Raw genomic sequence first — 21,629 nt, 5'->3', positions numbered from 1 at the left:
ATCAAAGACCACAACTTAAATCTTCAAAGGAATCACATTATGTACACCGAAGAAAGAACCACGAATAATGAAACTGTAGCTATCGTCGCCGATGCTACTCCTCAATCAAATGTTGCAGTTGCTGCAACCGCCGCACTGAACAAACCTACTTTACAAATAGGTTCCACAGGTCAAGCTGTCAAGGAACTACAACAGCTTCTCTATCATTGGGGATATTATTCTGGCCCGATGGACGGTATCTTCGGCGCCCAAGTTCAAAAAGCAGTCAAAGGCTATCAACACCGCGTCTTTTTAACTGAAGATGGGATGGTTGGTTCTATAACTTGGCAAGCACTGTATTCTGGTGCACCTGTGAATATGCCCATCTTGATGAATGGCAGTTCTGGTAATGCTGTGAAAATTGTTCAAAATGTCTTGAAAATCAATGGATACTATTTCGGTGCAATTGATGGATATTTTGGGACGATGACAGATGTCGCAGTGCGCCAGTTCCAAATCAGCAAGAATATACCACAAGATGGAATTGTCGGTGCTAAAACCTGGTACGGACTCAGCAAGTTACCCCACTAATCATCGGTTTAATTATTGATAGAATTTACGCAAAACCTCTATATGTAAAGTGTACAGTGTACTTTACATATAGAGGTTTTCGGACGGAAATTTATTATAAGAAACACAAGATTCAACTCCTCATTACAAAGACTTTTGACTTTGCAATTCCTCAGTAAACCGTATTGCTTTATATATATGAAAGAGCGCTGAAGCGCAACTACATACCAGGGTACGTAGTTGCGCTTCAGCGCTCTTTCTTTATAGATATATACGGTTAAATCTCGAACAATCTGACTTGCAAAAAATGCCTGTATTGCCTATAAAATCAGAAACAGTTCTGTGGAGTTTTTCCATGCCTCGATCTAATATTTTTCTCGCCTTCTTGTCAAGGAGGTTGAGCAATTACCAAAAAGAATTGGTTTAAAGCCCTTGCGCCCGATCGGGAGAAATTAAAATCAGACTATTCATTACTCTAATCCTCTTCCTTCTAGGTAGAGGTCGTTGTCATACCAATTTACTATGAAGCTGCATAGAACATAGACAAGCTGAAAACAAAGCCAGGTTTCGATTTTGTTACCCTGCGATTATATGCAACTTTATGTAAATTTGGTATCAACTGTCAACTGTCAACAGTCAACAGTCAACAGTCAACAGAACATTAATCATCCCTCCCAGAACGCGGACGAATGCGATTCAACTGATTAATTGCCCAGCGAGCTGTTTCCTGAACTTCTGCATCTGGATCGTCCGTCGCGCGGTGCAACAAGTGACTGATTTGATTCACCAATTCGTAAATCCGTGTCAAGTCGCGAATCGCATTTTTCCGCACTTCCGGGTTTTCATTTTGCAATGAAATTGACCAGGCATTATTCATGGGTTTGAGCGTGCGAATGCCAATTTCTGAGAGACTTGCCAGAATTAAACTGTACTGCTTAGAGTCAGAATTTCCTAATAAATTCAGCAACGGCTCAACGGCTCTGGAATCTCCCTGCTGCCCGAGTTCCCAAATTGCTTTGCGCCTAGAGGCCGGATTGAGGTGCTGCAAATCTTCAATGAGTGTTTCAATAATATCAACTTTTTGTCTGACTTCCGTTTCGGGAAGGGAAATATCTTTCTTCCGATTCGCTAGTGCATCGGCTCGATTAGTTGTTTCTGGAATATTGAAACCTGAGTCGCTGTAGCCGTTGTTGCGATTTTCGTCTGTGGCGGTGTCGGAATTAATTCGATCGCCCTCTACCCCTGCATCCTCGGATTCTGATTGCCCAGATTCCACGATAAACGGTAAAGGCAGATCGGTGCTCTCGATCTTGTAGCCCTTGGGGAAATTGACAGGGTAGGGCAATGCTGGTAGCGGTTTGAGTCCCCCAGAAGAAACCTGTTGCTGTCCCATTTCGTGCCTGTTTCTCTGAGCATCGGGATTGGTGAATCGAGAGTTTCTTTGGTTTTGGCGATCGCCTCGAACCCGTCTTCGCTTAGAATTATTTGACTCGCCACTGCTAACTAATTTCAGCATGATCGCTACTGCCGCTGCCGTGACGACAACTGCTGCCAAACCCAACATTAACAACCCCCGCTGGCGTGACAAAATGACAATTATATTGGAGATTGGTTTCGGGATTTTGGAATTAGATTTTTGTTTTTTAGACGGCTTAGATTTGTTTTTATCGGGCGCTGGAGAGGATTGTGGAGGATTGGAGTCCTGGCTGGAGTCCGGGGGAGAGTCTGCTTGAGCAATTTCTTGGGAAACCACCTGGTAGGAAGCAATGACAATCTGTTGCCTTCCCTCCGCACTGGGAATGAAGGCAGCGCCCAGGCAGGCAATGCAGGTGAACAAACGTAAAGTGGAGCGGTAGTGCGCCATAAGACTCAATTGGGTTTTTGAGAGGCAACGCCGCATGACGAGCTTTAGTGTAACCATGAGTTAGCTCGATCCTAGCTGCTATGCGCCCAACTAACCTACAAATATCACGCCCGATCGCGAAAAATCATGGTTTGAGGTGGCAGCGAGCCGGATCTCAATCACGCAATTGCGTCAATAACGGCGGCGGCAGATAGGGGCATCTTGGAAAGTTGATTGTCAGCGAAGCATCAGCTACGTGCTGTGCAGACGCTGCGATGCCCGCGATTGTTGCTCGCTGCGGAGGCGCGTGCCATCACCTGTGAGTTTAACTGTTTCGTCGCTGTTGCGCCGCTTTTGTCTTCACTGTAACAACGTTTTACTAATTTAAAGACCCACAGGTAGATTACTCCTGTGGGTCTTTAAATTGGATTTTAGATTTTAGATTTTGGCGATCGCCCTAAAGCCAGCTTGCAGTATTCGGCAAAATCTACATATTTCTGCTTGTACAAGCGGTAACGCTGCACAGTGTAAAGCATGATTCCTTGTCGCACGTAGTCGAGGAACGAGAGTTTGATGCGCTCCGTGAGGAGTGAAATATCGTTATGCGGTGCTTCGCCGAGAATTTCATTCTCGAAGTCCAGAAGCGGTTGAAATTCCGCTTCTGACGGCTCGCACCAATCGTCGGAGAAGTCAATGTACATATTTAAAATTCCGACTGGTTGTTGACCACTTCAATTTCATGCGATGACGCATCTTGTAGCAAGAATCTCTTGTCAAAAGTCAGTCTCTGTGCGATCGGGTCAATCCCCAGTTTTTCTAAGAAAAACCTCAAACTTTCGTAATGTTGAGTGGCCTTCTCAATGTCTCTGATAAGGGTTTTTAGCGTGTAAGCTTTATTTTCTATTTCGAGTTCTAGCGCGCGGGCATTTTTTGCTAGGCGAGTCTCGGCGTCAAGACTAAGTAGCAATTGATCGATCTGGTCTTTCAACTCTTTGTAACCATCAGAAAGGTCATCTACGTCGCTGCTGACTTCGATTCTTCCGTCTTTCTGAAGGTTTTGCCAGTTGTCCTTTTTGTAGACGGGGATAGAAATCTTGATAAAAGCCATTGTTTTTCACCTGTTAGTTGGAAGGAGGAGAAGAAGCGATCGCCCTCGCTCAAAAAGCGATCGCAGTATAAGCATGATGGAAAGAATATGGGTCAACCATTTAGAAGCTTGCATCACCTCCCGGAGGCGCTCGCTCGCTCAAAAATGTTGCGCTGCGGGCGAACTTTTTAATGCGGTTTGCCCGATCGCCCGCAACGACAGCTATCGGCGGAAAACTGGGGGGTTTTGGCAAAGGCCGGCGAGCGAAAATCCCTGTGTCGGGCGGTTCGTCAGTGTCGATCGGGCGATCGCACCAAGCGTCAAATGTGGGAATGGAAAAGTTGCAAGTGTCAAAACTTTCGTGAGCGCAGCCCCCGGAGAGGATCAGCATCGAGGAAATTTCCAAAGTGATGGAACTCGTTTCGATTGTTTCGATTGTTTCAGGCTCGTACTCGTCCAAACAAGGGGTCCATTCAACCATTGATGCTAATTCGATTTGAATCGGCTCCGTGCATTGCGAATCGAGCTCCGTGCATTGCGAATCGAGCTCCGTGCATTGCGAATCGAGCTCCGTGCATTGCGAATCGAGCTCCGTGCATTGCTCAAAAGATTCGTCCCCAAAGCGATCGCACCAAGCGTCGTAAGCAGCCCAAAAACTAAACATACAATCGTAATCGTCAGGGTCGGGCGGCTCCTCAATGCCTGAAAGCTCAAAGTCAAGCAAGCTCAGTTGTCCGTCAGCATCGACTTTGAAGTGAATCTGCTCAGGCTGCGGTGGCGCGTAGCGAGCGAGGAATCGGTCAGAGAGCGCGATGCCGACAGGAATTGCTTCGGAACTGGGGGAAGTTTCGGTTTGCTTTAAAGCACTTTGGGTTACTTTTGGCTCACTTTCAGCGGCGGGGGAATCAGGAATGATGAGCGCTGAAGCTTTGAATAATTCCAAAAGTTGATGAGCGATTGATTTTTTGCCGGTTTGCTTTAAAGCACTTTGGGTTACTTTTGGCTCAATTCGTCCCCTGTCGCCACTGCCTCGGTTCGGAGGGCGATCGTCGGTGAAACTTGCTACATAGGCGTCAATCTCGGCGACGTGAGCCTGCTGGAATTCCTCAACGTCGAAACTGACACCGGGGGAATTTTCCACTGTTTGTGCGATCGGCTCAGGGGCCGGCTTGGGATAAACGATGCGGCCGAATTTGGATTCGATCGGCTCGGTAGCTGGTTTGGCCGGTTCAAAAAAGAAGGAGTCATCACTGGTTTTGGTGAGCGTCGTTCCACCTGCCGTCAATTTATCGCCTACGGAAAGAACTCTGGCTCCACCTGCTTCAATCAGTTCATCAATGGCTAATTGAAGGCCTCTATAGGGTGCGGGTTCTTCGATCGGCTCGGTGGCTTGAACTTCGATCACCTCCGCAACCGGTTCGATTTCGACACCGGGGGAATTTTCGACTGTTTGTGCGATCGGCTTGAGACGGCATAAGTAGCGAGTGATTCGCCCGTCCTTAATTGGCTTAGTGGTCGGTTTGGAAATGATGCGACCGAATTTGAATTTGAATTTGATCGGCGGCTCCTGGGCTTGAATTTCGATCGCCTCCGCAACCGGTTCGACTTCGACACCGGGGGAAACTTCCAGCAGTTTCAGCAGTTTCAGCAGCGGGGGCTGCACACTGGCAATGGCATCAATCCAGTTTTGGCGGCAACGTTTGTCGCCCGCTGGGAGCACGTTAAGTTGCCAGCCGATTTCCTTCAATTCCTTAAAAGTCTTCTGTTGTAACTGTTCCAGTGTGTACATAGGTTAGGGAAAGGGCGAGTATGCAGTCTCGCCCGGTATGCAGGGTATGCTCAACAACTGCACGTGCTGAGATACTTTTTATGATTGCACGTGCTAAAATGAATGTCAATAGTCGCACGTGCAATAATTGAGGGGAGTCTTAATATGGCTAGAAACTATGAAAAATCATGGAAAAAAGACCACAGTCAACGCCACAGTCCGATTGGAGCCGGAAGATTGGCAAGCACTGGGGGACAAAGCAAAAGCGATGGGGATGGAATCCAGGACGGAATTGATTCGACAGATTGCACGGGGGTACATAGAGACTCGAAAGGCTTTGTCAACGAAGGAAAAGCAAGTTTTGGGAAAATGTTAAGCCAGTTGAGAGAATTGCAGCGTTCTCACCTGGCTTACGTTGAATCTCATGAGGAAAGGCTTCAGTTGAGATTAAAAGCGGCACAGGAGCATCACCAGAATGTAACGGATCAGATGAGGCAACTGGAGCAAGAAATACTTTGCCTTTTAGGAGAAACAGTCTGATAGCAAAAAAGCCAGTATCCGTGTGGGGTGCTGGCTTTTGCGTTACTAACAACTAATAACTAACAACTAATAACTCAAAAGGCGATCGCCAAACAATGAACAAATCCCAACTAATTGATGCTGTTGCAGACAAAACCTCAACCACCAAAAAGCAGGCAAACGCCATGCTGGACGCCATTCTAGGCACAATAGTTGACACCGTTGCCGACGGTGAGAAAGTAGTCTTAGTCGGATTTGGCAGTTTTGAGAGTCGTAGCAGAGTAGCCCGTGAAGGCCGCAATCCCAAGACTGGAGAAGCACTTAAAATCCCTGCTGCCGTAGTTCCGGTATTCATACCAGGCAAAAACTTTCGAGAGGCTGTAAATCAATGATTGACACAGAAGAAGCAAAAACCCTATTAGGTGGCCCGAAGCAAGAACTCCCACACAATCCCCAGACGCCAGAGGAAATACTCGTGGCGATGAAAGCCGCGAGCGCCAACTACTACCGCGAGGCGATCGCCACCAACTGCCACACATTTATCGAATTCACCGGCCTGATTAACGAGTACATCAAAATCTGCGAGCGGAACCTCAAGAAGGGAGTTGATTTTACCCAGACCAGCGCTCACACTGATGGGCCCAGACTGCACGTAGAGCAGTGGGAATGTGACCACATCAACGACAAACTCCGCTGCATATTTCCAAACCTGAGAATGGTGAAACTAGACGACCTGAAAAAACTAGACGATTCCGAGAAGACTGCTACAGATAAATGAGGCTTTCATGAAGCGGTCACTTATCTGTAGCAGTACAAAGTGAATTTGACATTTGACAGCTAGGCTACTGATGCTGATAACTGCCCTAACAAGTAGTAATAAGTGGGTTCGAGACCTGCAAGATTCTAAGGGTAAGACGTGACGCTGAGAACGAGAGCTAGCGTGACACTTCGGAGAGAACGAAGCGCTAAACGCTGAGCGTACCTGCTGGCGTGACAGCCGGGAGAGACCGGCAATTAAACAACAACAAGGACGTTAAACCCATGAATCCAGTTCTCACAAGACTGCTGAAACTAATTATCGAAGCCCAGCAATCTCAAGACCGCCGCTTGGCAATACTGGAAGAAGAAGAATCACGGGAATCGACAGACGATGCCAGCCTGCTGCAAGAAATTGAGTCTCTGCTAGGACTGTTGGAAAGCCCCATGTCTAGCAACCCTTTCCCAGGCATTCCCCCAATGCCTTCCGACATCGTGTAGTCAACTGACAATAAGCCGATCGCTCTTTTGGGCGATCGGCTTTCACATTAAATTTTGGATTTGGGAAATGGTAACTGCTCAACTTTCACTGTTCGCCACTTCCCCCGCGGTCGGAACTCTCTACAAAGCCGGTGACTGGGTGAAGCTGCGAAAGAAACCATCAAGTGCCGCCGCTTGGGTGAAGCGAGGCGAAGTATTCAGAATAGAGTCCGTCCATCCCGTTGATGGGAGCATGAGGTTTTGGAATCCGCACATAAACGAATGGGGTTTCTTGTACCCCGACGAAGTTAGTCTCGTTCCAGCCCCAAATGATTCTGTATCAGAGGCTATCACCCCTGTCGAAGTTGATACAGAATCAAATTCCCCAAATGATTCTGTATCAGAGGCTATCACCCCTGTCGAAGTTGATACAGAATCAAATTCCCCAAATGATTCTGTATCAGAGGCGATCGCCCCTGTCGAAGTTGATACAGAATCAAATTCCCCAAATGATTCTGTATCAGGGTGCAAAGCTATATCCACCTACCGACCGCGTGGCACGGCCCGTAGTGGCGAATACTTCCGATTCTCCTACCGCGATGGTTCGCGTATGCGCCACATTCACATCCGCGGGGGAAATACGGATTCGCCGATCGCGCAGGCAAGAGTTGAGGAAGTGCGATCGCTCCTAGCGGCCGGGGCTAAGTCTGCGGAAATTGTGGAGATGCTTCGGGGCGGGGCGTAGCGTAACAATCTCCTCAGATCCATATTCAACTAACTCAAGTGCCCAATCTTTGGCAATTGAATTTGCGTGTTCGGGCGATCGACAAAAATTATTCGAGATTCTGTGAACTTCCCCACCTGAGAATTGCTGGTGGCGCGAAATATTTTAAACGTTCGGAACCCTTTCATGACTGTTACTGTCGGTAAGTGATCAGTGCAGAAAATGGCCGGGATACGAGACTCGCCGACTGATCCGCAACATTAGTGATAAATAAATTGGGTCCGATTACGGCCCAGTCAAAGCGATGTCTTGTTGCTCCCAGACCATTTTGATTGTTTGCCTGCACGATCGCTCCGGACGTTGCCCGGACAATGACCTGCACGGATACAATTTTGGCAGGGTCGAGTCCATGGGCGATGTCTACGCCTAGTCCTTGCCCGGCTGGGGTAATACCCTCAATCAGCCTTGTTTTTATTACCACCCCGCCGTCAAGCATCAAACCATTTGCACTGCCAGCAGTCTTCGTTCCAATATTTCCGTCATGGACTAAAGAGACGTTTAACCCGTCAGCACTCTGAAGCCGAAGTAAATCGTTTCCATAGCCAGCGTGGTAAAGGCTTACTGCCGACAACCCGCCTTTGTGAAAGGCAAGAATGGGGTTGCTACCGTTATCGGTTGTCAGTTCGAGGTGGTTACTACCTCCAAAAAAGCTTGTGTAAGTGATTGGCGGATTATTCTTTAAAATCCGCTGCCCTCCAGCCAGACTGAGGAATCCAGCCACTATTCTCTGCCACAGACTAGGGTGCGGGTTACTTTTTGCTTCGTGCGCCGCGATCGCCTGGGCTACTTCGGCGTCCGTCGCGGTTGTTGGCGGAAGATCCGCATCAGTAATCGTTTTCCGGTTCAAATCAATCAGTTCGCCCATTGATTAGATTAGCGTCCCCTCGGAAACTTGAAGAGAGGCCGTGCCTGACGCGGTGATAACAGAGATAACGCCTGTGTATCTAGCAGAGGTAAAGTCTTCTTTCCAAAGGAAGCCTGAAGGAATCGGCGTGGTGTGAAGAGCCGGAGTTACTACAGATCCTTCCCTGAGGAAAACGGTGGCTGGGCCTGCGTTGTAAATAGAATAATTTGCCCTGTTCGCGTTAGCGGCAAGAGCTACCCCCACGGTTGTCGTGGCCGACACAGTAGCAACAGCATTGGCGCCGCGCAAGTCTTCGGAAATATTGACTACTGAGTTTGAGTTGACGTTAATTAGCATAATTTAGTTAAAAATTGGCGATCGCATTTTTTCGCTGTTCTTCTGAGATTTCGATATACCGGCTCAACGATGCAAGGCTGGCGTGTCCAGAGAGGGATTTAATCAGCCCAGGGCTACAACCGAGATTGTTTAGCCGAGTAATAAACCCGCGGCGTGCCGAATACAAGGAATATCCCTGATTTTCAAGCCCCGCTTTTTTCAAAGCCCGCCGGAAAGCTCGATCGATCGCCTGCCGACAAAGATGGTCATTTTTGCGAACGCGAGACGGAAATAAATAGCCATTTTCCAAGCATTCAAAATCCCTAAGAATTCTTTCTAAGTCTACGTGACAAGGGACTTCTCTGGTTTTTTTATCCTTCCTAGTCGTCGCGCTATAGAGTATTTCCGAGCGCACGATACGCCGGGATGGATTTACGTAAAATTGAGAGACCTGGCTTTTTAGAATGGCATCTGGTCTCTCACCAGTGTACCAAGCAATAGCTAAAAAGACCTTGTGAATTTCCGTAAATAAATGTTTGCTGATTAGTTCGTAACTGTCTTGATTCATGGGCGTAGCTTGCCCAAACCTAAATATTTTCACTTGTTGCTGTTTCCTTTGTACTGTTAGACAATTGACAACCTTTCAACACCCCTTTTTAGTGTATCCACTCAAAGCCTTGTTGGTAGGCGATCGCAAAATATTAAGAAGTTGCTCTTTTATCTAAAAGAGCAACTTCTTAAGAAAAAGTTCAAGTCCAATCAAGTGTCAAAAAGTTAATAAACTAGAAGCATATTTATGTTTTCCAAAAAATGGCAGTACATACAGCCGGTGCCGGTGCCACAGTAACTGGCGTTTCTCAATCTGCCCCCACTGGGCCCGCCAGTAAAGAGCGGTATGTTTACGGACTGCTGGCGAGGCTAGAACAAGAGGAAAACAATTTAACCAAAATTGCCGGTCGCACTGATTCCGTCACAATTAGCGTTAACTTGTCCACAAAAATAGCAACCGTATCGCTGGTGTTAAATATTCAGGCTGCTGCTGCTGTCACGGGGCAGTTTGCCGCAACAGCAACCCATTACTTGACAGGTTCCACCTTCACCAGCGGAACTGGTGGCAGCAGCACGGCGCCGAACTTGTCTCAGGCAGTCATGCAGGGAATAGTAGATTTGAAGCTATTAGAGTTAGACCCTGTTAAAAATCCAAATAACGCCAGTAACCTCCGTCGGTGTCAGCTTGTACTAGCCTCTTCAGGCGGTACTAATTCTACGTTTAGCGCCGATATAGATTTTCCTGTGGAAATTTTACAGTTGCCCGGTGGTGGTTCTGTAATCGAAGGAAAGGACTGGTTGCTGTGAGCGATAATTCACTTAGCGGGACGAGAACTTTCCGGCGCTCAATCACCAGCGCTGACGGCGCTAATATTATTGAAATTCTCAACTGCTCTGAAACTTTTGCCGGATACGCAGCATTAGAGTCTAGTTACTATATCGAAAAAAGTTTCTATTTAGAAACACTCAGTGGCGCTATTTATCTTCCTTCTTTAATTCAAGCTCCTTTTCCCGAGCTGTATCCTGAGATGAATTCGGCAGAAAAAATAGCCGAAATGCTGAAAATAGAAAAAGATTATCCCTTTATTGGATTGCGCTTTCATGCCCGCAAAGGCACGGGAGCCTGGTCAACCTTATCAACAGCTAGGTTGCAAAATAAAGGTCGAGAAACCGCAATTCCATTCGTGATTCCATATCTAACTATTAACCAACTCAAACTACTTAGCCCTGATGACAGATTGGGAATTTCAATAATCAATTACGGCTCTGGTGTATTAGGAGCGGGCGATTATATTAATTTAGAAGGTGACTTTAGGTTCAACGTCGATTTAATAGCCAAACCAGTAAATAAGATTGTCGGCACTGCGATTCCTTACGGAATTAATATCCCCTCAACAGCCCCTACTAGGTTTAGGTTGGCTAATGCAAACAGGGCGATTTTCTATGCCACAAATACGGGGAATGCTGATATTTGGATTGCTGGCAATTCGAGCGTCGCGGTAGGTTCAGGAATCTACCTAGCAGCTAACGGTGGTGGCAATCTAACCGAGGAAACGTTGACAGGGGAACTTTGGGCGATCGCCGAAGGCAGTCCATCTCGCATTTCAGGAATAGAGGCGAGCTATGTCTAGGGTTAGCTCCAAATCCAGTCTGTCGCCGAGTTCGACTTCGGGGTCAAGCGCGATCGACCTCGGGAAGGATAGCGGCGTCAATATGGGGGAGAAAAGCCAAACCTCTGTAAGTACCGGAGGAATTGGAGTCACCCGCGAGGTAGCAAATATTGGGGGGGTTTCCGTGACTGGTGGAGTCAGTGTTGATGTCAGCCCAATTCGCCTAGATATCAGTGGCAATCCCGACTATGAAGATCCTTCAAAAAGCTCAATTTCAATAGGTGCCGGCGCAGAGGTTCCGGGCGGGGTTTTGGGTGTGAGCGGGGGAGTCACAATTAATACAAGTACGGGGCAAGTAAAGGGCGGAAGTATTGGTGGTGAGGTAGTTGGAATTGGAATCAATATTTCTAAGTCTTCTGAAGGCGTAGGGGTCGGAATTTCGCTGCAAATTCCCTTTAGTCCAATTAGTTTTGAACTTGGATTCGAGTTTCCCGATAAGAAGGAACCAACACCAACACCAACACCAACACCAACACCAACACCAACTAACAACAAAATGCCTTCGGATTGGCAGCCATCAATTCCCTCGTCTCCAAACTCTTCTGTTCAACCCGGTCTGTACTATGTCCGAACTACAACTATTTCGGCTGATGGCCGGTATTGGTACGACGAAGGCGACGGCACGAGAAACTATCAAATTGTACCGCCTCAAACTGGAAAATTAAAACCACCTTTTGTTTCACCAAGTACGGAACCATCCATTTGTGCAAACGTTACTCAAGCAAATATTGATAGAATGATAACCTATCCCGGGGTCATTGTATTTAGCTCAGCAGGTAGTGACCCGGCGTATTTTAATGCAAATAAAATTACTCAAATACAAATATTGTCAGAGGCTAAATATTTGTTTCCTTTTGGGCTTGTCAGTCTAATTAGAGAGACATATTACCGACGATGCGTAACAATAGCTAATCCTTTCGTTCCGTCTGTAGTCCCTGGGATTTATTTTGTGAAAACTATCTATGCACCCAATCAATACGATTATCCGAATGGCGCGGAGGGGTATACTTGGAAGTTTGAAGATTACGAATTAATATCAAAAACCGAAGTAAAGTTAGTCAAATGTCGGGAAGCTTTACCGCCACCTATTCCCAACTCTCCCCCCAACCCACCACCCAGAAAAGAAATGGACGAATGCTGTCGCGATTCCATCAAACTGCTGCGCCAAATTCACAAAAGATTGGGAGTTAACAAATTTCCCGGTGAGCTTCCCAGCACAATTATTCAAGAAGTTGAAAAAGGCCAGCCAGCAACAGAACCAGTTCAAGAAAAAATCGAAGATTTTGCCGACCTCTTGATGTGGATGTTCCAGCGGGATGACGAACGCTGGGGTCAGTGGCAAATTCAAATCGACGTAAAAGATACCGATTTGACAAAAGAAGGTGACCAAGGCAAACAGATTAAATTCCCGAACTTGGCAGAGTCGATAGCCGAAATGGAAGGGCAACTACTAAGCCTGCAAGCCAACGTAGCAGCCCTGGTTGCCATGTCAACCCGCAATCTTTGTGAATCTGGAATGGGGCGACAGGAAGCAATCAAAGCCTACTTGGCAAGCATGGCAATCGCAAAATACATGAACTTCCCTTATGATGAATCGGACATTGAAATGCCATCAACGTTTACCCCAAAAGCCGAGTCAATTGATGAACTCATCAAAGAAAGCATAATCCACGTCAAAGGTATTGAGTACACAAACAAAGAAACTCAGCGAGATATTTTATTAGATTTATTGCAGGCAGCAGCAATTACTAGAGCGGTACATTGGCGGCAAGTCGATCCTAAAAAAGATATCAAATCACAAATTTTGGAATCAATTAAAGGTAGCGCTGACTTAAGTGACAAGCTAGAAAATCCTTTAGCAAAGGAGGACGATCCGAGTAAACCCAAGCATTCTAAAGATTGGGAAGATTTCCTCGATCAGGTAGAGGATGGATTTGGCTTTGAGACAGGAATCGAAGACGCGCAAACCCCCTACGGTCGATCCAGAGAGCGCAGACCGCGCATCAGACAGATTGGCGACAATATAGGTCAGGCAGGGAAAGCAAATGGCTGATGCAATAAAAAAGATTGGTTTAGTTCTGCGCGATTTGGCTAGTCGAAAAATGCGGGAATCTTCGACTGGTGGCAATATTATTCGCTCTTGGTCAGCAAGCGCTACGACTACTTCTCAAGACAAAGGATTTTTAGAAACTATTTGGGACGGCGCAACGCGATTCGTCGGTTTTTTGGTCTCTGGAGTTGTTCAATTAATTTCATTTAGCTGGACTAAGCTGTGGAGTTGGATTGTCGGCGGCGTTCAATTTATTGCCAATTTCAATTGGAATATTAGCGACGAAAGTATCGACAAACAAATTGAGGGTTTGTGGGATGCTTTCGGTGGCCTCTTGGGCAGTGCGGTAGGGCGGGCGATCGGCTGGATAGGATGCGGTCTAGTTCCGGCTGCGGCCATTATGACTTTCAACGAAGCGCTGGCAACTCACTTGCTAAAAGAAGTTGGCGAGCAAGCTTTAGATGAGCTACTTGATGCCGCTAGTGAGGTAATTCAGGCTGGCTTTAGGATGGGGGTGCAAGCTTCATTCTTGTGGCTCTACAAAAACGTTAGGGCTGCATTAAAGAATCCAGCAAACCCCCTGGGAATTGCTCTTAGAGGCTTTTTTGGAAGCGAAAAAATAGATAAATGGGGAACGGGGGAAAGTTGGACGATCGCAAGTGCTATTGAAAATGCAATTGAATCTATCCCCAATACTTTTTTGAGGAATTTTGTTGAGGAAGCTTGGGAAGAAGGAACGGAGGCCTGTATAGAAGCCGGCTATGCCGTCGCGGGCGGCATTGATGCTTGGCTGGCAATGCAAAAAGTGGCAAACAATTCGGTGCTTGGTGTCGATCGCACCATAGAAATTACTCCAGATAGATCGGTTCCCGACGAACGCATTGTCTTGTCTGGCCCTGAAGCCGTGATGAGGCCGACTGTGGTCAACGTCTTAGCAACTCACCAAATGCTGGGCAATCGTGACGTGGGAGTTCTCATCAATGGAACTCCTGTTGACGACTACGTGCGGCCGAACTTTCAAGAACGCTATCTAATTATTGAATTCAAAGAAAAGCAGCAGCCGCCCTGGGTAATGCCGGACGGCAAACGAGCTCGCAAGCGACAGGTGACAATTCCCGACGTTAAGCGCGACTTGACTTGGGACAAAATTAAGCTAGCTGCCAAGCTGTACACTAGCGGGCAAAAATTGGTGACGGCGCAACTCAACAACGGCCGCCAGATGCAGGTTTACGCCAATACCGAAAATGAGGGCTTGAACAAAATCGAAGAGTTGTTGGCGCTTTCCACTGCCGAAATTGTACCGAATGGCGTTCGCGACTCGGGCTACACAAGTCCAACCGCCCGACGCAGGGAACAGCCTTACATCGTTTACCCGTCAAAAGCCGTTTTGGTGTGGCGGCGACGCTCTGACGACTTGCAAGGTCGGGAAGATTTGTCCGATCGCGTCTGGGACGAGCAGAGGATCGAGATGGATTTGTGGCCTGAAAATGAACCCATCAATTTACCCGTTCTAGGGTAGCTCAATAAAAATTTACAATAACCGCTATTCATTTATAAAACATTTTGTACAACCCTAGGGTTGTACAAAATGTTTTGTAGCTGGAAGCCACAAGCCACAAGGGTTTTAGGCATTGACAGATTAACGCAAATAATTACAATGAAAATAACCCAGCAAATAACTGAAATTTCTCAAAAAACATGAACGACATTACTCTTGCGGAAATGATTGCAGCCATTGAAGATGAAACTTTAAAAGCCTGGTGGGAACAAATCGGAAATCTTCCAGAAGAATTTACGATGTGTGAATTTTTCATGAAATCGCTGCATGCGTGTTCAACTGCGGCTGCACTCAAGAATGAAAGTCAAGAAGTGGGGCAGAAAATTCTCGGTTATCCGGCAGCAATTAATGGGGCTGTAGAAACCAGCAAAAACAATCATTTGTTTTTCCGAAGAACTGCTTCAATCACTTCGCTGGTAGTGATCGATCTTGATGGTTCTATTCCTTCAAACGGGTAAAGTAACTATTGGCAAATAAATCAAATCAACAACTAAAAAAATAATCAATGGCAAGACATAGCTTTCTAGTTAAATATCGCAGAAGTGGCGCTGACGGAACAGGTACTGACGACTTTCGGACAACTTGCAGTTGCATTCCCCGCGTAGCAAATTTTCTTGACATCAAAAGCAGAAGTTACACTCCGAGCCCCGAAGATGTGACAGACAGAGCAGGTTACACAAGAAGCTATATCAAAGCAGACGGAAGCACGGGGGAAGTAACAGTTCCAGCAAGTAAAGCGGTTTACCTAGCTTTTGGCCGTCCTAACGCAAGAAAAGTTTCTTTAACCACTGGCTTGAAAACAACTAAGGGAAGTAAACGAAAATTATCTTTTACGTTTCCCTCATTTTTGACAGTTGCCGAAATAGCTGATGTTTTGGGCGAACTGATTCCCGCTACCAAAATTGCAACTACTGCAACGGTAGGGGCTGGAGAAATTGAGCCTTTTTTCTCAATTAAAGGCGGAAGGACTTATCCTATTGCCTCTGCAACTGTTGCAGCAGCCTCAGCAAATCCAGATGTTGCTACCACAGAAACCGAACAAGTAACTATTGCAACTACAACAAAAAGCCGGAAGAAAAAACCTAAAACTACACCCTAACTAACAAGTATTTGTATGGCGGTACGGCGATATGTACGTACCGCCCGAGCAATTAGAATGGTACAAAGACGATTTCAAAGGGGTCGAGGAATTTCTAATTGATTAGTAAATGAGTCTTGACAACCAGTCTAATTGGGAAGTTATTTACAGCGGTACGCATTCTGCTGCGGTAGGGCTAGAACAAGGTATTGGCAGGATTTTGATTCCGGGATCTTTTTCTCAGCACATCATTAGGGCTTATGCCAGTTCTTCGGTGGCAAAGCCCCGCTGGTGGCTGGGAGGAACTTTAACTCAAGTATTGAATAATGGTAGTGCTCAGGTTGACTTTGAAGGGTCACGCTGGCAAGTGCCTCTAAATAGAACTACGCTAATTTCACTTCCTGAACTCACTGGGGAATATCGGATCAAGTTTGAGCCTGCGCCGTGGCACAAGCAAATTCAGTTAACCCTTGAAATTTACAATAGCCCATGAATTTTACTTCTACTTTACTAACGATTGATTTGGCTGTAGTAAGCTGCATTCTTGGGTTGATGGTCTTAGTCTGGAAGTCTCTAACGGAAATCCAAAAAGGGGCGGTTGCTGTTGCTAAGCATCAGACAGAAATAGAGAAAACTCTAGAATTTCACGAAAAAAGACTGGATAGTGTTGAGCAGTGGATTGCAGGAAATTCTGGATTGAGAGAGCGTTAAGAATGCCAAGAATTACTGCCAGAGCTTTACTCGCAGTTCCAGATCCAACTTTAATAGAGTTGGTTGATGCGATAGCTAAATTGTCCGAGGACAAAGGTTATTTGCAGGGAAAACAAGGATTTACAGAGACGATCGGCGAAACAGACTATTTGATTGGTGCACTGCGCGATCGCATTATAGAAATTCAAAGCAAATGACACCACACAAGCTGATTTTTACAATGCAGTTAAAACCTGCCACTGAGCTTTTGGACGGGAACTTGCAACTGATTTATCCCGACGGAAAGCCGATCGACTACCTTGCAACTTCCGGCTGCGCGGGCTGGCAACAGCCTGGGGACGAATGGGAGCGTGGCAAGGGGCCGATACCGCAAGGATTCGATTATGAAATTCCTACAAGGCCTTATTGGTCGGACACCCGCGGCATAGAGGGGCTGTTTTTCCACATCACCCCCGATCCGGTTGTCTCTCCCGGCGGGCGAACTCGATCAGAGTTAGGAATCCATTTCGATGCCAACGTTCCCGGCTCTGCTGGGTGCATTGTGCTGAGAAATCGATCTGGATGGGAGAAGTTTTGTCAGAGGATGGAAGCGATCGGGCGATCGGGGATAAAACAGATTCCGTTGAAGGTGGTCTACGCGTAAGTCATTACTGGGGATTCATCTTAACGGGTACTCGGACAAGGGGGATTTGTAGCGGCAAGGAGAAATCTGGTTTTTGAGTGTATTTCGGGCTGCGACACCGAATGTTTTCAGTATGTTTATTTGTACCTAGTTAGTTAAGTTCAGTCGATCGGCATTTAATCGTGTTTCGCAAATCTGATATAAGATCGAGCTAAATTTCTCGTGTGAGAGTAGAGGCATTTGTGAGCCAACAAGATATCTTAAATTTAGCAAAAGAAGGCGATGCCAGGGCGATCGCATTTCTGATCGGCCAAGCACTCCAAACCTTCGGCGTCACGGCTAAAGGCAGCTTGGAAAATAAAACCCTGCACCTCCTGCTGGAAGCAGAACAATTGCCCGCAGAAGAAGCCTGTCTCCGAGTCGCAATCAAAGGGTTGCAGCGACTGCAACCAAATAACATTTACGGATTAACAGTGTACGGGCGGCGCGAAGGCGAGCAATTGCCCGCTTGGACTCAGACGGTAGAATTAAAACAACGCTCCTCTTGTGCACCCGCAACCGCAGCCGCACCAGTGAGTGTAGCCACACCCGTAACCGTAACCGCACCAGTGAGTGTAGCCCCTGTCAAAATTCCTGTAGCTGTCGCCAGTGTACCCACTGCCCCAATTCCTGTAATTTTGCCCAAAATAGAAACACCTCAAAATATCACAACCCCACCCATTCAAATACCAGAAAAATCCCCCCGCAAATCCTATAGAATCCCAACTCCCAAAACCACAAACCAACGCCAACAAAAGCCATCACAGCCGCCAGATACAATCCCAACTCCCAAAGCCACAAACCAACGCCAACAACAGCCATCACCGCTACCAGATTTAGCCCGTCGTAAAACTAAAAAATCTTGGCTGTCAGTCGGTACTCTCAGCCTGATTTTCGTACCGATAGCAGGCTTTGTACTCGGTTCTCAATTCAATAAATCCTCAAGCACCGCTACAATTAACCATGTCATCTCAAAGCCTGCGGTACAAAAAGTAGGCGCGGCAAAGCCATCCCGCAAGGAATCTATCCCAGCGTCAGCATCCGCCGCCAAACCCGCATCGCAATCACCATCCCAGGCAGCAAAAATACCTGCAAATTTGCCCGCAACTGTCAGCATCAAAGCAGTTGGCGACATGATCCCCGGCACCAATTTCCCCTACAATAAACTCCCGGAAAATAAGGAGCGCTTATTTGAATCGGTAAAATCCTACCTACAAGGAGCCGATATTCTGTTTGGCAATTTTGAAAGCACGATGACCGATTATCCTTACAGTTCCAAAGGAGGCGGCGGAGGAATGCTGTTTGCCTTTAGGACGCCTCCGAGTTATGCCAAAATCTTCAAAGATGTTGGTTTTGACATCTTGAATATTGCCAACAATCACTCCTACGATTTTAACGAGCAGGGATTTAAGGACACGATCAAAAACATCGACAGCAACGGCATGAAGGCTGTTGGCAAAAGAGATCAAATTGTTTATCAAAATGTCAAGGGCGTCAATGTTGCTTTTATCGGTTTCAGCAACTACGGCGAAGTTCACAATTCCTTGCTGGAACTGAAAGCGGGGGCAGAAGTTGTCAAAAAAGCGAGGCAAAAGGCTGATATTGTAGTCATCTCAGTTCATGCTGGAGCTGAAGGAACCGGAGCTCAGAATGTGAACAATAGAAATGAGTTCTTTTACGGAGAAAACCGGGGAAATATGGTGTTGTTTTCGCGGACGATGATTGATGCGGGAGCAGATTTGATTTTGGGACACGGCCCCCACGTTACAAGAGCTTTGGAACTTTATAAAGGGAAATTGATCGCGTATTCCCTGGGCAATTTCATGGGTTATCGCACTTTGTCCACAGCCGGAGCACTGGGTCAATCTCTGATTTTGGATGTAAAAATGACTCCAAAAGGGGATTTTGTTTCTGGTAAGATTATCCCCATCGAACTTGACAGGCAAGGTATTCCCTCTGTGGATGAAGATTTTACGACTGTGGGGTTGATTCGCCGTTTGACAAAGAACGATTTCCCTAATACTGGTTTGATGATTGATGACAAGGGACAAATTTTGAAGAAGAGTAAGTAATTATTGGAAATTGGGAATTGGGCATTGGCCAAACAGGTCATTGGGAATTAGTGAGTAGGGTGCGGATCCTTCACAAATTCCCAAAGAAGATAGACAATCTCATGGATCCGCACCACATAATATTCAGGTGCGGATCCTTCACAAATCTCTGCTGTTCTATCAAAAAATTCACAGCGACGCACCCTACAAAATGACTAATTACCAATCACCAATTACCAATTACTAATAACTAATAACTAATAACCAATAACCAATAACCAATAACTAATAACTACTCATAAACCATTGCTTTCAAAGCTTCTTTCATTTCCTGTGCTGTCGTCGTCGCCGTACCGAATTGACGCACGACAATGCTAGCGGCCAAATTGCCCAAAACTGCTGCTTCCCAACCGGATGCACCGACGCACAAAGCTAAAGTCATTGCTGCTACGACTGTATCTCCAGCACCAGTTACATCGAAGACATCAGTCTTGTTAAAAGGGGGAATATCCCAGCTTTGAATGGCAAATTCCCCGTTTTCACAAGTGGATGTTGGAGGGGGTGAATTTTTGATTGGTTCAACCTTCACCCTTTCAAACAAACTCATCCCTTCTTCGCCGCGAGTAATCAGGATTTTTTGAGCTTGAGTTAAGTTCAATAAATCGCGTCCTGCTTGCATTAAAGTTTCAGGGTTTTTGATAGCATATCCGACTGCTTGCTCGGCTTCCGGTAAGTTCGGAGTAAACAGCATCGCTCCAGAATATCGCTGCAAATTTGTTTGAGCGTCTACAATTGTTTTGCCGGGAACCACTGCCGATTCGATCGCCAAACGAGTCAAAACTCCGTCGCCGTAGTCAGAACAAACCACGGCATCGACTGTCGGAATTTGCTGCCGGATGTAGTCTGCTAATTGCAATTGCAAGTCTAAATCCGGCAACTCGTCAGATTTGCGATCGACTCGGACAATTTGTTGAGTCACCGACTGCCGCGCGTGCCCGGAAATGCGAGTTTTGGTAACGGTTGGACGCTGCGAATCGATTAAAATCCCAGCCGTATCAATTCCCGCCGCCTCAAAAATACCGCACAAAGCCTTTCCCTGGTCGTCTTTTCCTACCAAACCAGCAACTTTTACTTTGCCTCCCAGTTTGGCTAAATTGTAGACAGCATTTGCGCCACCTCCGGGTAATTGCCGAGTATTCTCGTAGCGCAAAATCAACACAGGTGCTTCGCGGGAAATTCGCTCTACTTGTCCGGTAAGAAACTCGTCCAAGGTCAAATCTCCGATCGCTAATACCTGGGCTCGATCGAAGCAGTCTAATCTTTTCAACAATTGCTCAGTTGAGGCACGCAGTTGAGGCAAAAAATCGGAATAGTCGTTAGTCATTAACCAAAAAAATGAGACTGAGGAGTTGATAGTTGAGCGTGGCACGAGCGGCAATTAAAAAATCTTAATAAAGATTAATAATTGATTTCCTCCCTGGTTTGATTTTTAACTTTTAATTGATTTTCCCACTGAGATTGTGAGAAATCGGTTGCAGGCGGTTGGCTATCGCGCGCGATCGACAAATTTAGCAAAAAACTGCGGAGAGAAGGAACCCATTGAAATAAAGTGAGAAAGTTTCACCGTGTAGAAGTTTCCTTCTACATGAGTGTCTTCTGCACGAGTACCTGTAAAAGACCGCAGAATTATTTCGATTTCATCTGCTTGATGATCGTAATCACCTGAGTCATTTGTTTTTTGAGTGCATCAATTTCCGCTTGCATTTTCGCCATTTGCTTAGTCATCACCTGAATTTCGGCAGCACCGGCTCCAGAACTCGGTACAGCAGTGGCGGCGGCAGGGGCTTCTGGTACTGGTTTCTTTTTAGCCAGTACCATCGCCGATTTGATCGCCTCGGTTAGCTGCTTTTTCTCAAAAGGTTTAGCGATGAATGCAAAGAAATGCTTCTCGAAGGGTTTTGGAATTTTCTCCATCACCTCTTCTTCGCGCCCCGACATGATCACCAAAGGTATCTTGCAAAGCACCGGATGGGCTTGCACTTTTTGATACACTTCCCAACCACTGACTTTGGGCAGTAGGAAATCTAACATAATTAGATTCGGTCGGGCTTCACGGATCAGTTTGAGTCCTTCTTCGCCGTCTTTTGCTTCTAGAACTTCAAAGTTACCTTGAGGTAACATCTCTCGAACTCGAACGCGGATGACTTTACTGTCATCGATTACCAAGATTTTTTGACCAGCCACGACTGACTCCTTCAGTAATGAGTGTTGAGGGTCTCAGGGCCATTGAGAGCCACTGAGATTTTTTGAATAGATCGGAAACCAATTTCAAAGG

Annotated in this window: 26 protein-coding genes; 17 read left to right on the top strand and 9 right to left on the bottom strand. The window is 46.4% G+C overall.

Going from position 1 to position 21,629, the window contains the following annotated elements:
- Positions 1-39: 39 nt before the first annotated feature.
- Entirely contained in the window at positions 40-570 is a 531-nt protein-coding gene (locus JGK14_RS02675) for a peptidoglycan-binding domain-containing protein (protein WP_293187063.1), read from the top strand.
- A 640-nt stretch (positions 571-1,210) separates the two neighbouring features.
- Here the strand turns inward: JGK14_RS02675 and JGK14_RS02670 are convergent.
- From JGK14_RS02670 to JGK14_RS02655, 4 genes are all read right to left on the bottom strand, one after another.
- Entirely contained in the window at positions 1,211-2,413 is a 1,203-nt protein-coding gene (locus JGK14_RS02670) for a HEAT repeat domain-containing protein (protein WP_293193989.1), read from the bottom strand.
- 410 nt (positions 2,414-2,823) lie between these two features.
- Entirely contained in the window at positions 2,824-3,093 is a 270-nt protein-coding gene (locus JGK14_RS02665; protein ID WP_325314734.1) for a hypothetical protein, read from the bottom strand.
- A 2-nt stretch (positions 3,094-3,095) separates the two neighbouring features.
- Complete coding sequence (locus JGK14_RS02660; RefSeq protein ID WP_293187060.1) at positions 3,096-3,500, bottom strand: hypothetical protein; 405 nt, start codon at positions 3,498-3,500, stop codon at positions 3,096-3,098.
- Positions 3,501-3,600: 100 nt separating this feature from the next.
- Positions 3,601-5,268: a hypothetical protein gene (locus tag JGK14_RS02655; RefSeq protein WP_325314733.1), complete on the bottom strand. Its 1,668-nt coding sequence runs from the start codon at positions 5,266-5,268 to the stop codon at positions 3,601-3,603.
- A 144-nt stretch (positions 5,269-5,412) separates the two neighbouring features.
- On the opposite strand from JGK14_RS02655, the gene JGK14_RS02650 reads away from it, so the two are divergent.
- The 5 genes from JGK14_RS02650 to JGK14_RS02630 all read left to right on the top strand — a co-directional run bounded on the left by JGK14_RS02650 (position 5,413) and on the right by JGK14_RS02630 (position 7,747).
- Entirely contained in the window at positions 5,413-5,787 is a 375-nt protein-coding gene (locus JGK14_RS02650; RefSeq protein WP_293205076.1) for a hypothetical protein, read from the top strand.
- 95 nt (positions 5,788-5,882) lie between these two features.
- Positions 5,883-6,158 carry an HU family DNA-binding protein gene (locus tag JGK14_RS02645; protein ID WP_293224223.1) on the top strand — a complete coding sequence of 92 codons (276 nt, stop codon included), beginning with the start codon at positions 5,883-5,885 and terminating at the stop codon, positions 6,156-6,158.
- Entirely contained in the window at positions 6,155-6,544 is a 390-nt protein-coding gene (locus JGK14_RS02640; RefSeq protein WP_293205072.1) for a hypothetical protein, read from the top strand. The genes JGK14_RS02645 and JGK14_RS02640 overlap by 4 nt, the downstream gene beginning before the upstream one ends.
- Before the next feature lie 263 nt (positions 6,545-6,807).
- Entirely contained in the window at positions 6,808-7,023 is a 216-nt protein-coding gene (locus tag JGK14_RS02635; protein ID WP_293187190.1) for a hypothetical protein, read from the top strand.
- A 67-nt stretch (positions 7,024-7,090) separates the two neighbouring features.
- Positions 7,091-7,747 carry a hypothetical protein gene (locus JGK14_RS02630; RefSeq protein WP_325314732.1) on the top strand — a complete coding sequence of 219 codons (657 nt, stop codon included), beginning with the start codon at positions 7,091-7,093 and terminating at the stop codon, positions 7,745-7,747.
- Positions 7,748-7,919: 172 nt separating this feature from the next.
- Here JGK14_RS02630 and JGK14_RS02625 read toward each other — a convergent pair whose 3' ends face one another.
- Genes JGK14_RS02625 through JGK14_RS02615 form a run of 3 tightly spaced genes read right to left on the bottom strand, consistent with a single transcriptional unit; the run spans position 7,920 to position 9,534 of the window.
- Positions 7,920-8,651, bottom strand: coding sequence for a hypothetical protein (locus tag JGK14_RS02625; RefSeq protein ID WP_293217201.1), 732 nt, complete (start codon positions 8,649-8,651; stop codon positions 7,920-7,922).
- A gap of 3 nt (positions 8,652-8,654) precedes the next feature.
- A complete protein-coding gene (locus tag JGK14_RS02620; protein ID WP_325314731.1) occupies positions 8,655-8,987 on the bottom strand; it encodes a hypothetical protein in 333 nt (110 codons plus the stop codon).
- A 7-nt stretch (positions 8,988-8,994) separates the two neighbouring features.
- Positions 8,995-9,534: a tyrosine-type recombinase/integrase gene (locus JGK14_RS02615; protein ID WP_293190384.1), complete on the bottom strand. Its 540-nt coding sequence runs from the start codon at positions 9,532-9,534 to the stop codon at positions 8,995-8,997.
- Between the two features lie 242 nt (positions 9,535-9,776).
- Between JGK14_RS02615 and JGK14_RS02610 the strand changes: the two genes are divergently transcribed.
- From JGK14_RS02610 to JGK14_RS02560, 11 genes are all read left to right on the top strand, one after another.
- A complete protein-coding gene (locus JGK14_RS02610; protein WP_325314730.1) occupies positions 9,777-10,322 on the top strand; it encodes a hypothetical protein in 546 nt (181 codons plus the stop codon).
- Positions 10,319-11,146 carry a hypothetical protein gene (locus tag JGK14_RS02605; protein ID WP_293212547.1) on the top strand — a complete coding sequence of 276 codons (828 nt, stop codon included), beginning with the start codon at positions 10,319-10,321 and terminating at the stop codon, positions 11,144-11,146. The genes JGK14_RS02610 and JGK14_RS02605 overlap by 4 nt, the downstream gene beginning before the upstream one ends.
- The gene (locus JGK14_RS02600; protein WP_293327859.1) at positions 11,139-13,238 is read left to right on the top strand and encodes a hypothetical protein; all 2,100 of its coding nucleotides are present in this window, start codon (positions 11,139-11,141) and stop codon (positions 13,236-13,238) included. The genes JGK14_RS02605 and JGK14_RS02600 overlap by 8 nt, the downstream gene beginning before the upstream one ends.
- Positions 13,231-14,754, top strand: coding sequence for a hypothetical protein (locus JGK14_RS02595; protein ID WP_325314729.1), 1,524 nt, complete (start codon positions 13,231-13,233; stop codon positions 14,752-14,754). The genes JGK14_RS02600 and JGK14_RS02595 overlap by 8 nt, the downstream gene beginning before the upstream one ends.
- Positions 14,755-14,933: 179 nt before the next feature.
- Positions 14,934-15,251 (top strand): hypothetical protein, encoded by a 318-nt coding sequence (locus tag JGK14_RS02590; protein WP_293190394.1) that lies wholly within the window; start codon positions 14,934-14,936, stop codon positions 15,249-15,251.
- A gap of 47 nt (positions 15,252-15,298) precedes the next feature.
- On the top strand, positions 15,299-15,892 hold the full coding sequence (locus JGK14_RS02585) for a hypothetical protein (protein WP_293217212.1): 594 nt from the start codon (positions 15,299-15,301) through the stop codon (positions 15,890-15,892).
- A 109-nt stretch (positions 15,893-16,001) separates the two neighbouring features.
- Entirely contained in the window at positions 16,002-16,364 is a 363-nt protein-coding gene (locus tag JGK14_RS02580) for a hypothetical protein (RefSeq protein WP_293185059.1), read from the top strand.
- Positions 16,361-16,582, top strand: a complete 222-nt coding sequence (locus JGK14_RS02575) for a hypothetical protein (RefSeq protein ID WP_293185057.1) — start codon at positions 16,361-16,363, stop codon at positions 16,580-16,582. Before JGK14_RS02580 ends, JGK14_RS02575 begins: the two co-directional genes overlap by 4 nt.
- Before the next feature lie 2 nt (positions 16,583-16,584).
- Positions 16,585-16,779, top strand: coding sequence for a hypothetical protein (locus tag JGK14_RS02570; protein WP_293185055.1), 195 nt, complete (start codon positions 16,585-16,587; stop codon positions 16,777-16,779).
- Positions 16,776-17,225: a hypothetical protein gene (locus tag JGK14_RS02565; protein ID WP_293217215.1), complete on the top strand. Its 450-nt coding sequence runs from the start codon at positions 16,776-16,778 to the stop codon at positions 17,223-17,225. Before JGK14_RS02570 ends, JGK14_RS02565 begins: the two co-directional genes overlap by 4 nt.
- 221 nt (positions 17,226-17,446) lie before the next feature.
- The gene (locus tag JGK14_RS02560) at positions 17,447-19,315 is read left to right on the top strand and encodes a CapA family protein (RefSeq protein WP_293217218.1); all 1,869 of its coding nucleotides are present in this window, start codon (positions 17,447-17,449) and stop codon (positions 19,313-19,315) included.
- A 271-nt stretch (positions 19,316-19,586) separates the two neighbouring features.
- On the opposite strand, the gene JGK14_RS02555 is transcribed toward JGK14_RS02560, so the two are convergent.
- The gene (locus JGK14_RS02555; protein WP_293185051.1) at positions 19,587-20,678 is read right to left on the bottom strand and encodes a bifunctional heptose 7-phosphate kinase/heptose 1-phosphate adenyltransferase; all 1,092 of its coding nucleotides are present in this window, start codon (positions 20,676-20,678) and stop codon (positions 19,587-19,589) included.
- A 302-nt stretch (positions 20,679-20,980) separates the two neighbouring features.
- The gene (locus tag JGK14_RS02550) at positions 20,981-21,538 is read right to left on the bottom strand and encodes a response regulator (protein WP_293185050.1); all 558 of its coding nucleotides are present in this window, start codon (positions 21,536-21,538) and stop codon (positions 20,981-20,983) included.
- Between the last annotated feature and the right edge of the window lie 91 nt (positions 21,539-21,629).

Origin of the sequence: Microcoleus sp. PH2017_28_MFU_U_A, from assembly GCF_020738035.1 — a bacterium.
GTDB lineage: Bacteria > Cyanobacteriota > Cyanobacteriia > Cyanobacteriales > Microcoleaceae > Microcoleus.
The sequence above is the reverse complement of the archived record's forward strand: the minus strand, read 5'-3'. Positions and strand labels throughout refer to the sequence as shown.

Coding starts and splice junctions, on each gene's coding strand:
- JGK14_RS02590 (WP_293190394.1), top strand. CDS start 14,934: ATGAACGACATTACTCTTGCGGAAATGATTGCAGCCATTGAAGATGAA.
- JGK14_RS02565 (WP_293217215.1), top strand. CDS start 16,776: ATGACACCACACAAGCTGATTTTTACAATGCAGTTAAAACCTGCCACT.
- JGK14_RS02625 (WP_293217201.1), bottom strand. CDS start 8,651: ATGGGCGAACTGATTGATTTGAACCGGAAAACGATTACTGATGCGGAT.
- JGK14_RS02600 (WP_293327859.1), top strand. CDS start 11,139: ATGTCTAGGGTTAGCTCCAAATCCAGTCTGTCGCCGAGTTCGACTTCG.
- JGK14_RS02620 (WP_325314731.1), bottom strand. CDS start 8,987: ATGCTAATTAACGTCAACTCAAACTCAGTAGTCAATATTTCCGAAGAC.
- JGK14_RS02650 (WP_293205076.1), top strand. CDS start 5,413: ATGGCTAGAAACTATGAAAAATCATGGAAAAAAGACCACAGTCAACGC.
- JGK14_RS02555 (WP_293185051.1), bottom strand. CDS start 20,678: ATGACTAACGACTATTCCGATTTTTTGCCTCAACTGCGTGCCTCAACT.
- JGK14_RS02575 (WP_293185057.1), top strand. CDS start 16,361: ATGAATTTTACTTCTACTTTACTAACGATTGATTTGGCTGTAGTAAGC.
- JGK14_RS02570 (WP_293185055.1), top strand. CDS start 16,585: ATGCCAAGAATTACTGCCAGAGCTTTACTCGCAGTTCCAGATCCAACT.
- JGK14_RS02635 (WP_293187190.1), top strand. CDS start 6,808: ATGAATCCAGTTCTCACAAGACTGCTGAAACTAATTATCGAAGCCCAG.
- JGK14_RS02630 (WP_325314732.1), top strand. CDS start 7,091: ATGGTAACTGCTCAACTTTCACTGTTCGCCACTTCCCCCGCGGTCGGA.
- JGK14_RS02585 (WP_293217212.1), top strand. CDS start 15,299: ATGGCAAGACATAGCTTTCTAGTTAAATATCGCAGAAGTGGCGCTGAC.
- JGK14_RS02610 (WP_325314730.1), top strand. CDS start 9,777: ATGGCAGTACATACAGCCGGTGCCGGTGCCACAGTAACTGGCGTTTCT.
- JGK14_RS02675 (WP_293187063.1), top strand. CDS start 40: ATGTACACCGAAGAAAGAACCACGAATAATGAAACTGTAGCTATCGTC.
- JGK14_RS02595 (WP_325314729.1), top strand. CDS start 13,231: ATGGCTGATGCAATAAAAAAGATTGGTTTAGTTCTGCGCGATTTGGCT.
- JGK14_RS02645 (WP_293224223.1), top strand. CDS start 5,883: ATGAACAAATCCCAACTAATTGATGCTGTTGCAGACAAAACCTCAACC.
- JGK14_RS02660 (WP_293187060.1), bottom strand. CDS start 3,500: ATGGCTTTTATCAAGATTTCTATCCCCGTCTACAAAAAGGACAACTGG.
- JGK14_RS02655 (WP_325314733.1), bottom strand. CDS start 5,268: ATGTACACACTGGAACAGTTACAACAGAAGACTTTTAAGGAATTGAAG.
- JGK14_RS02665 (WP_325314734.1), bottom strand. CDS start 3,093: ATGTACATTGACTTCTCCGACGATTGGTGCGAGCCGTCAGAAGCGGAA.
- JGK14_RS02615 (WP_293190384.1), bottom strand. CDS start 9,534: ATGAATCAAGACAGTTACGAACTAATCAGCAAACATTTATTTACGGAA.
- JGK14_RS02640 (WP_293205072.1), top strand. CDS start 6,155: ATGATTGACACAGAAGAAGCAAAAACCCTATTAGGTGGCCCGAAGCAA.
- JGK14_RS02580 (WP_293185059.1), top strand. CDS start 16,002: ATGAGTCTTGACAACCAGTCTAATTGGGAAGTTATTTACAGCGGTACG.
- JGK14_RS02670 (WP_293193989.1), bottom strand. CDS start 2,413: ATGGCGCACTACCGCTCCACTTTACGTTTGTTCACCTGCATTGCCTGC.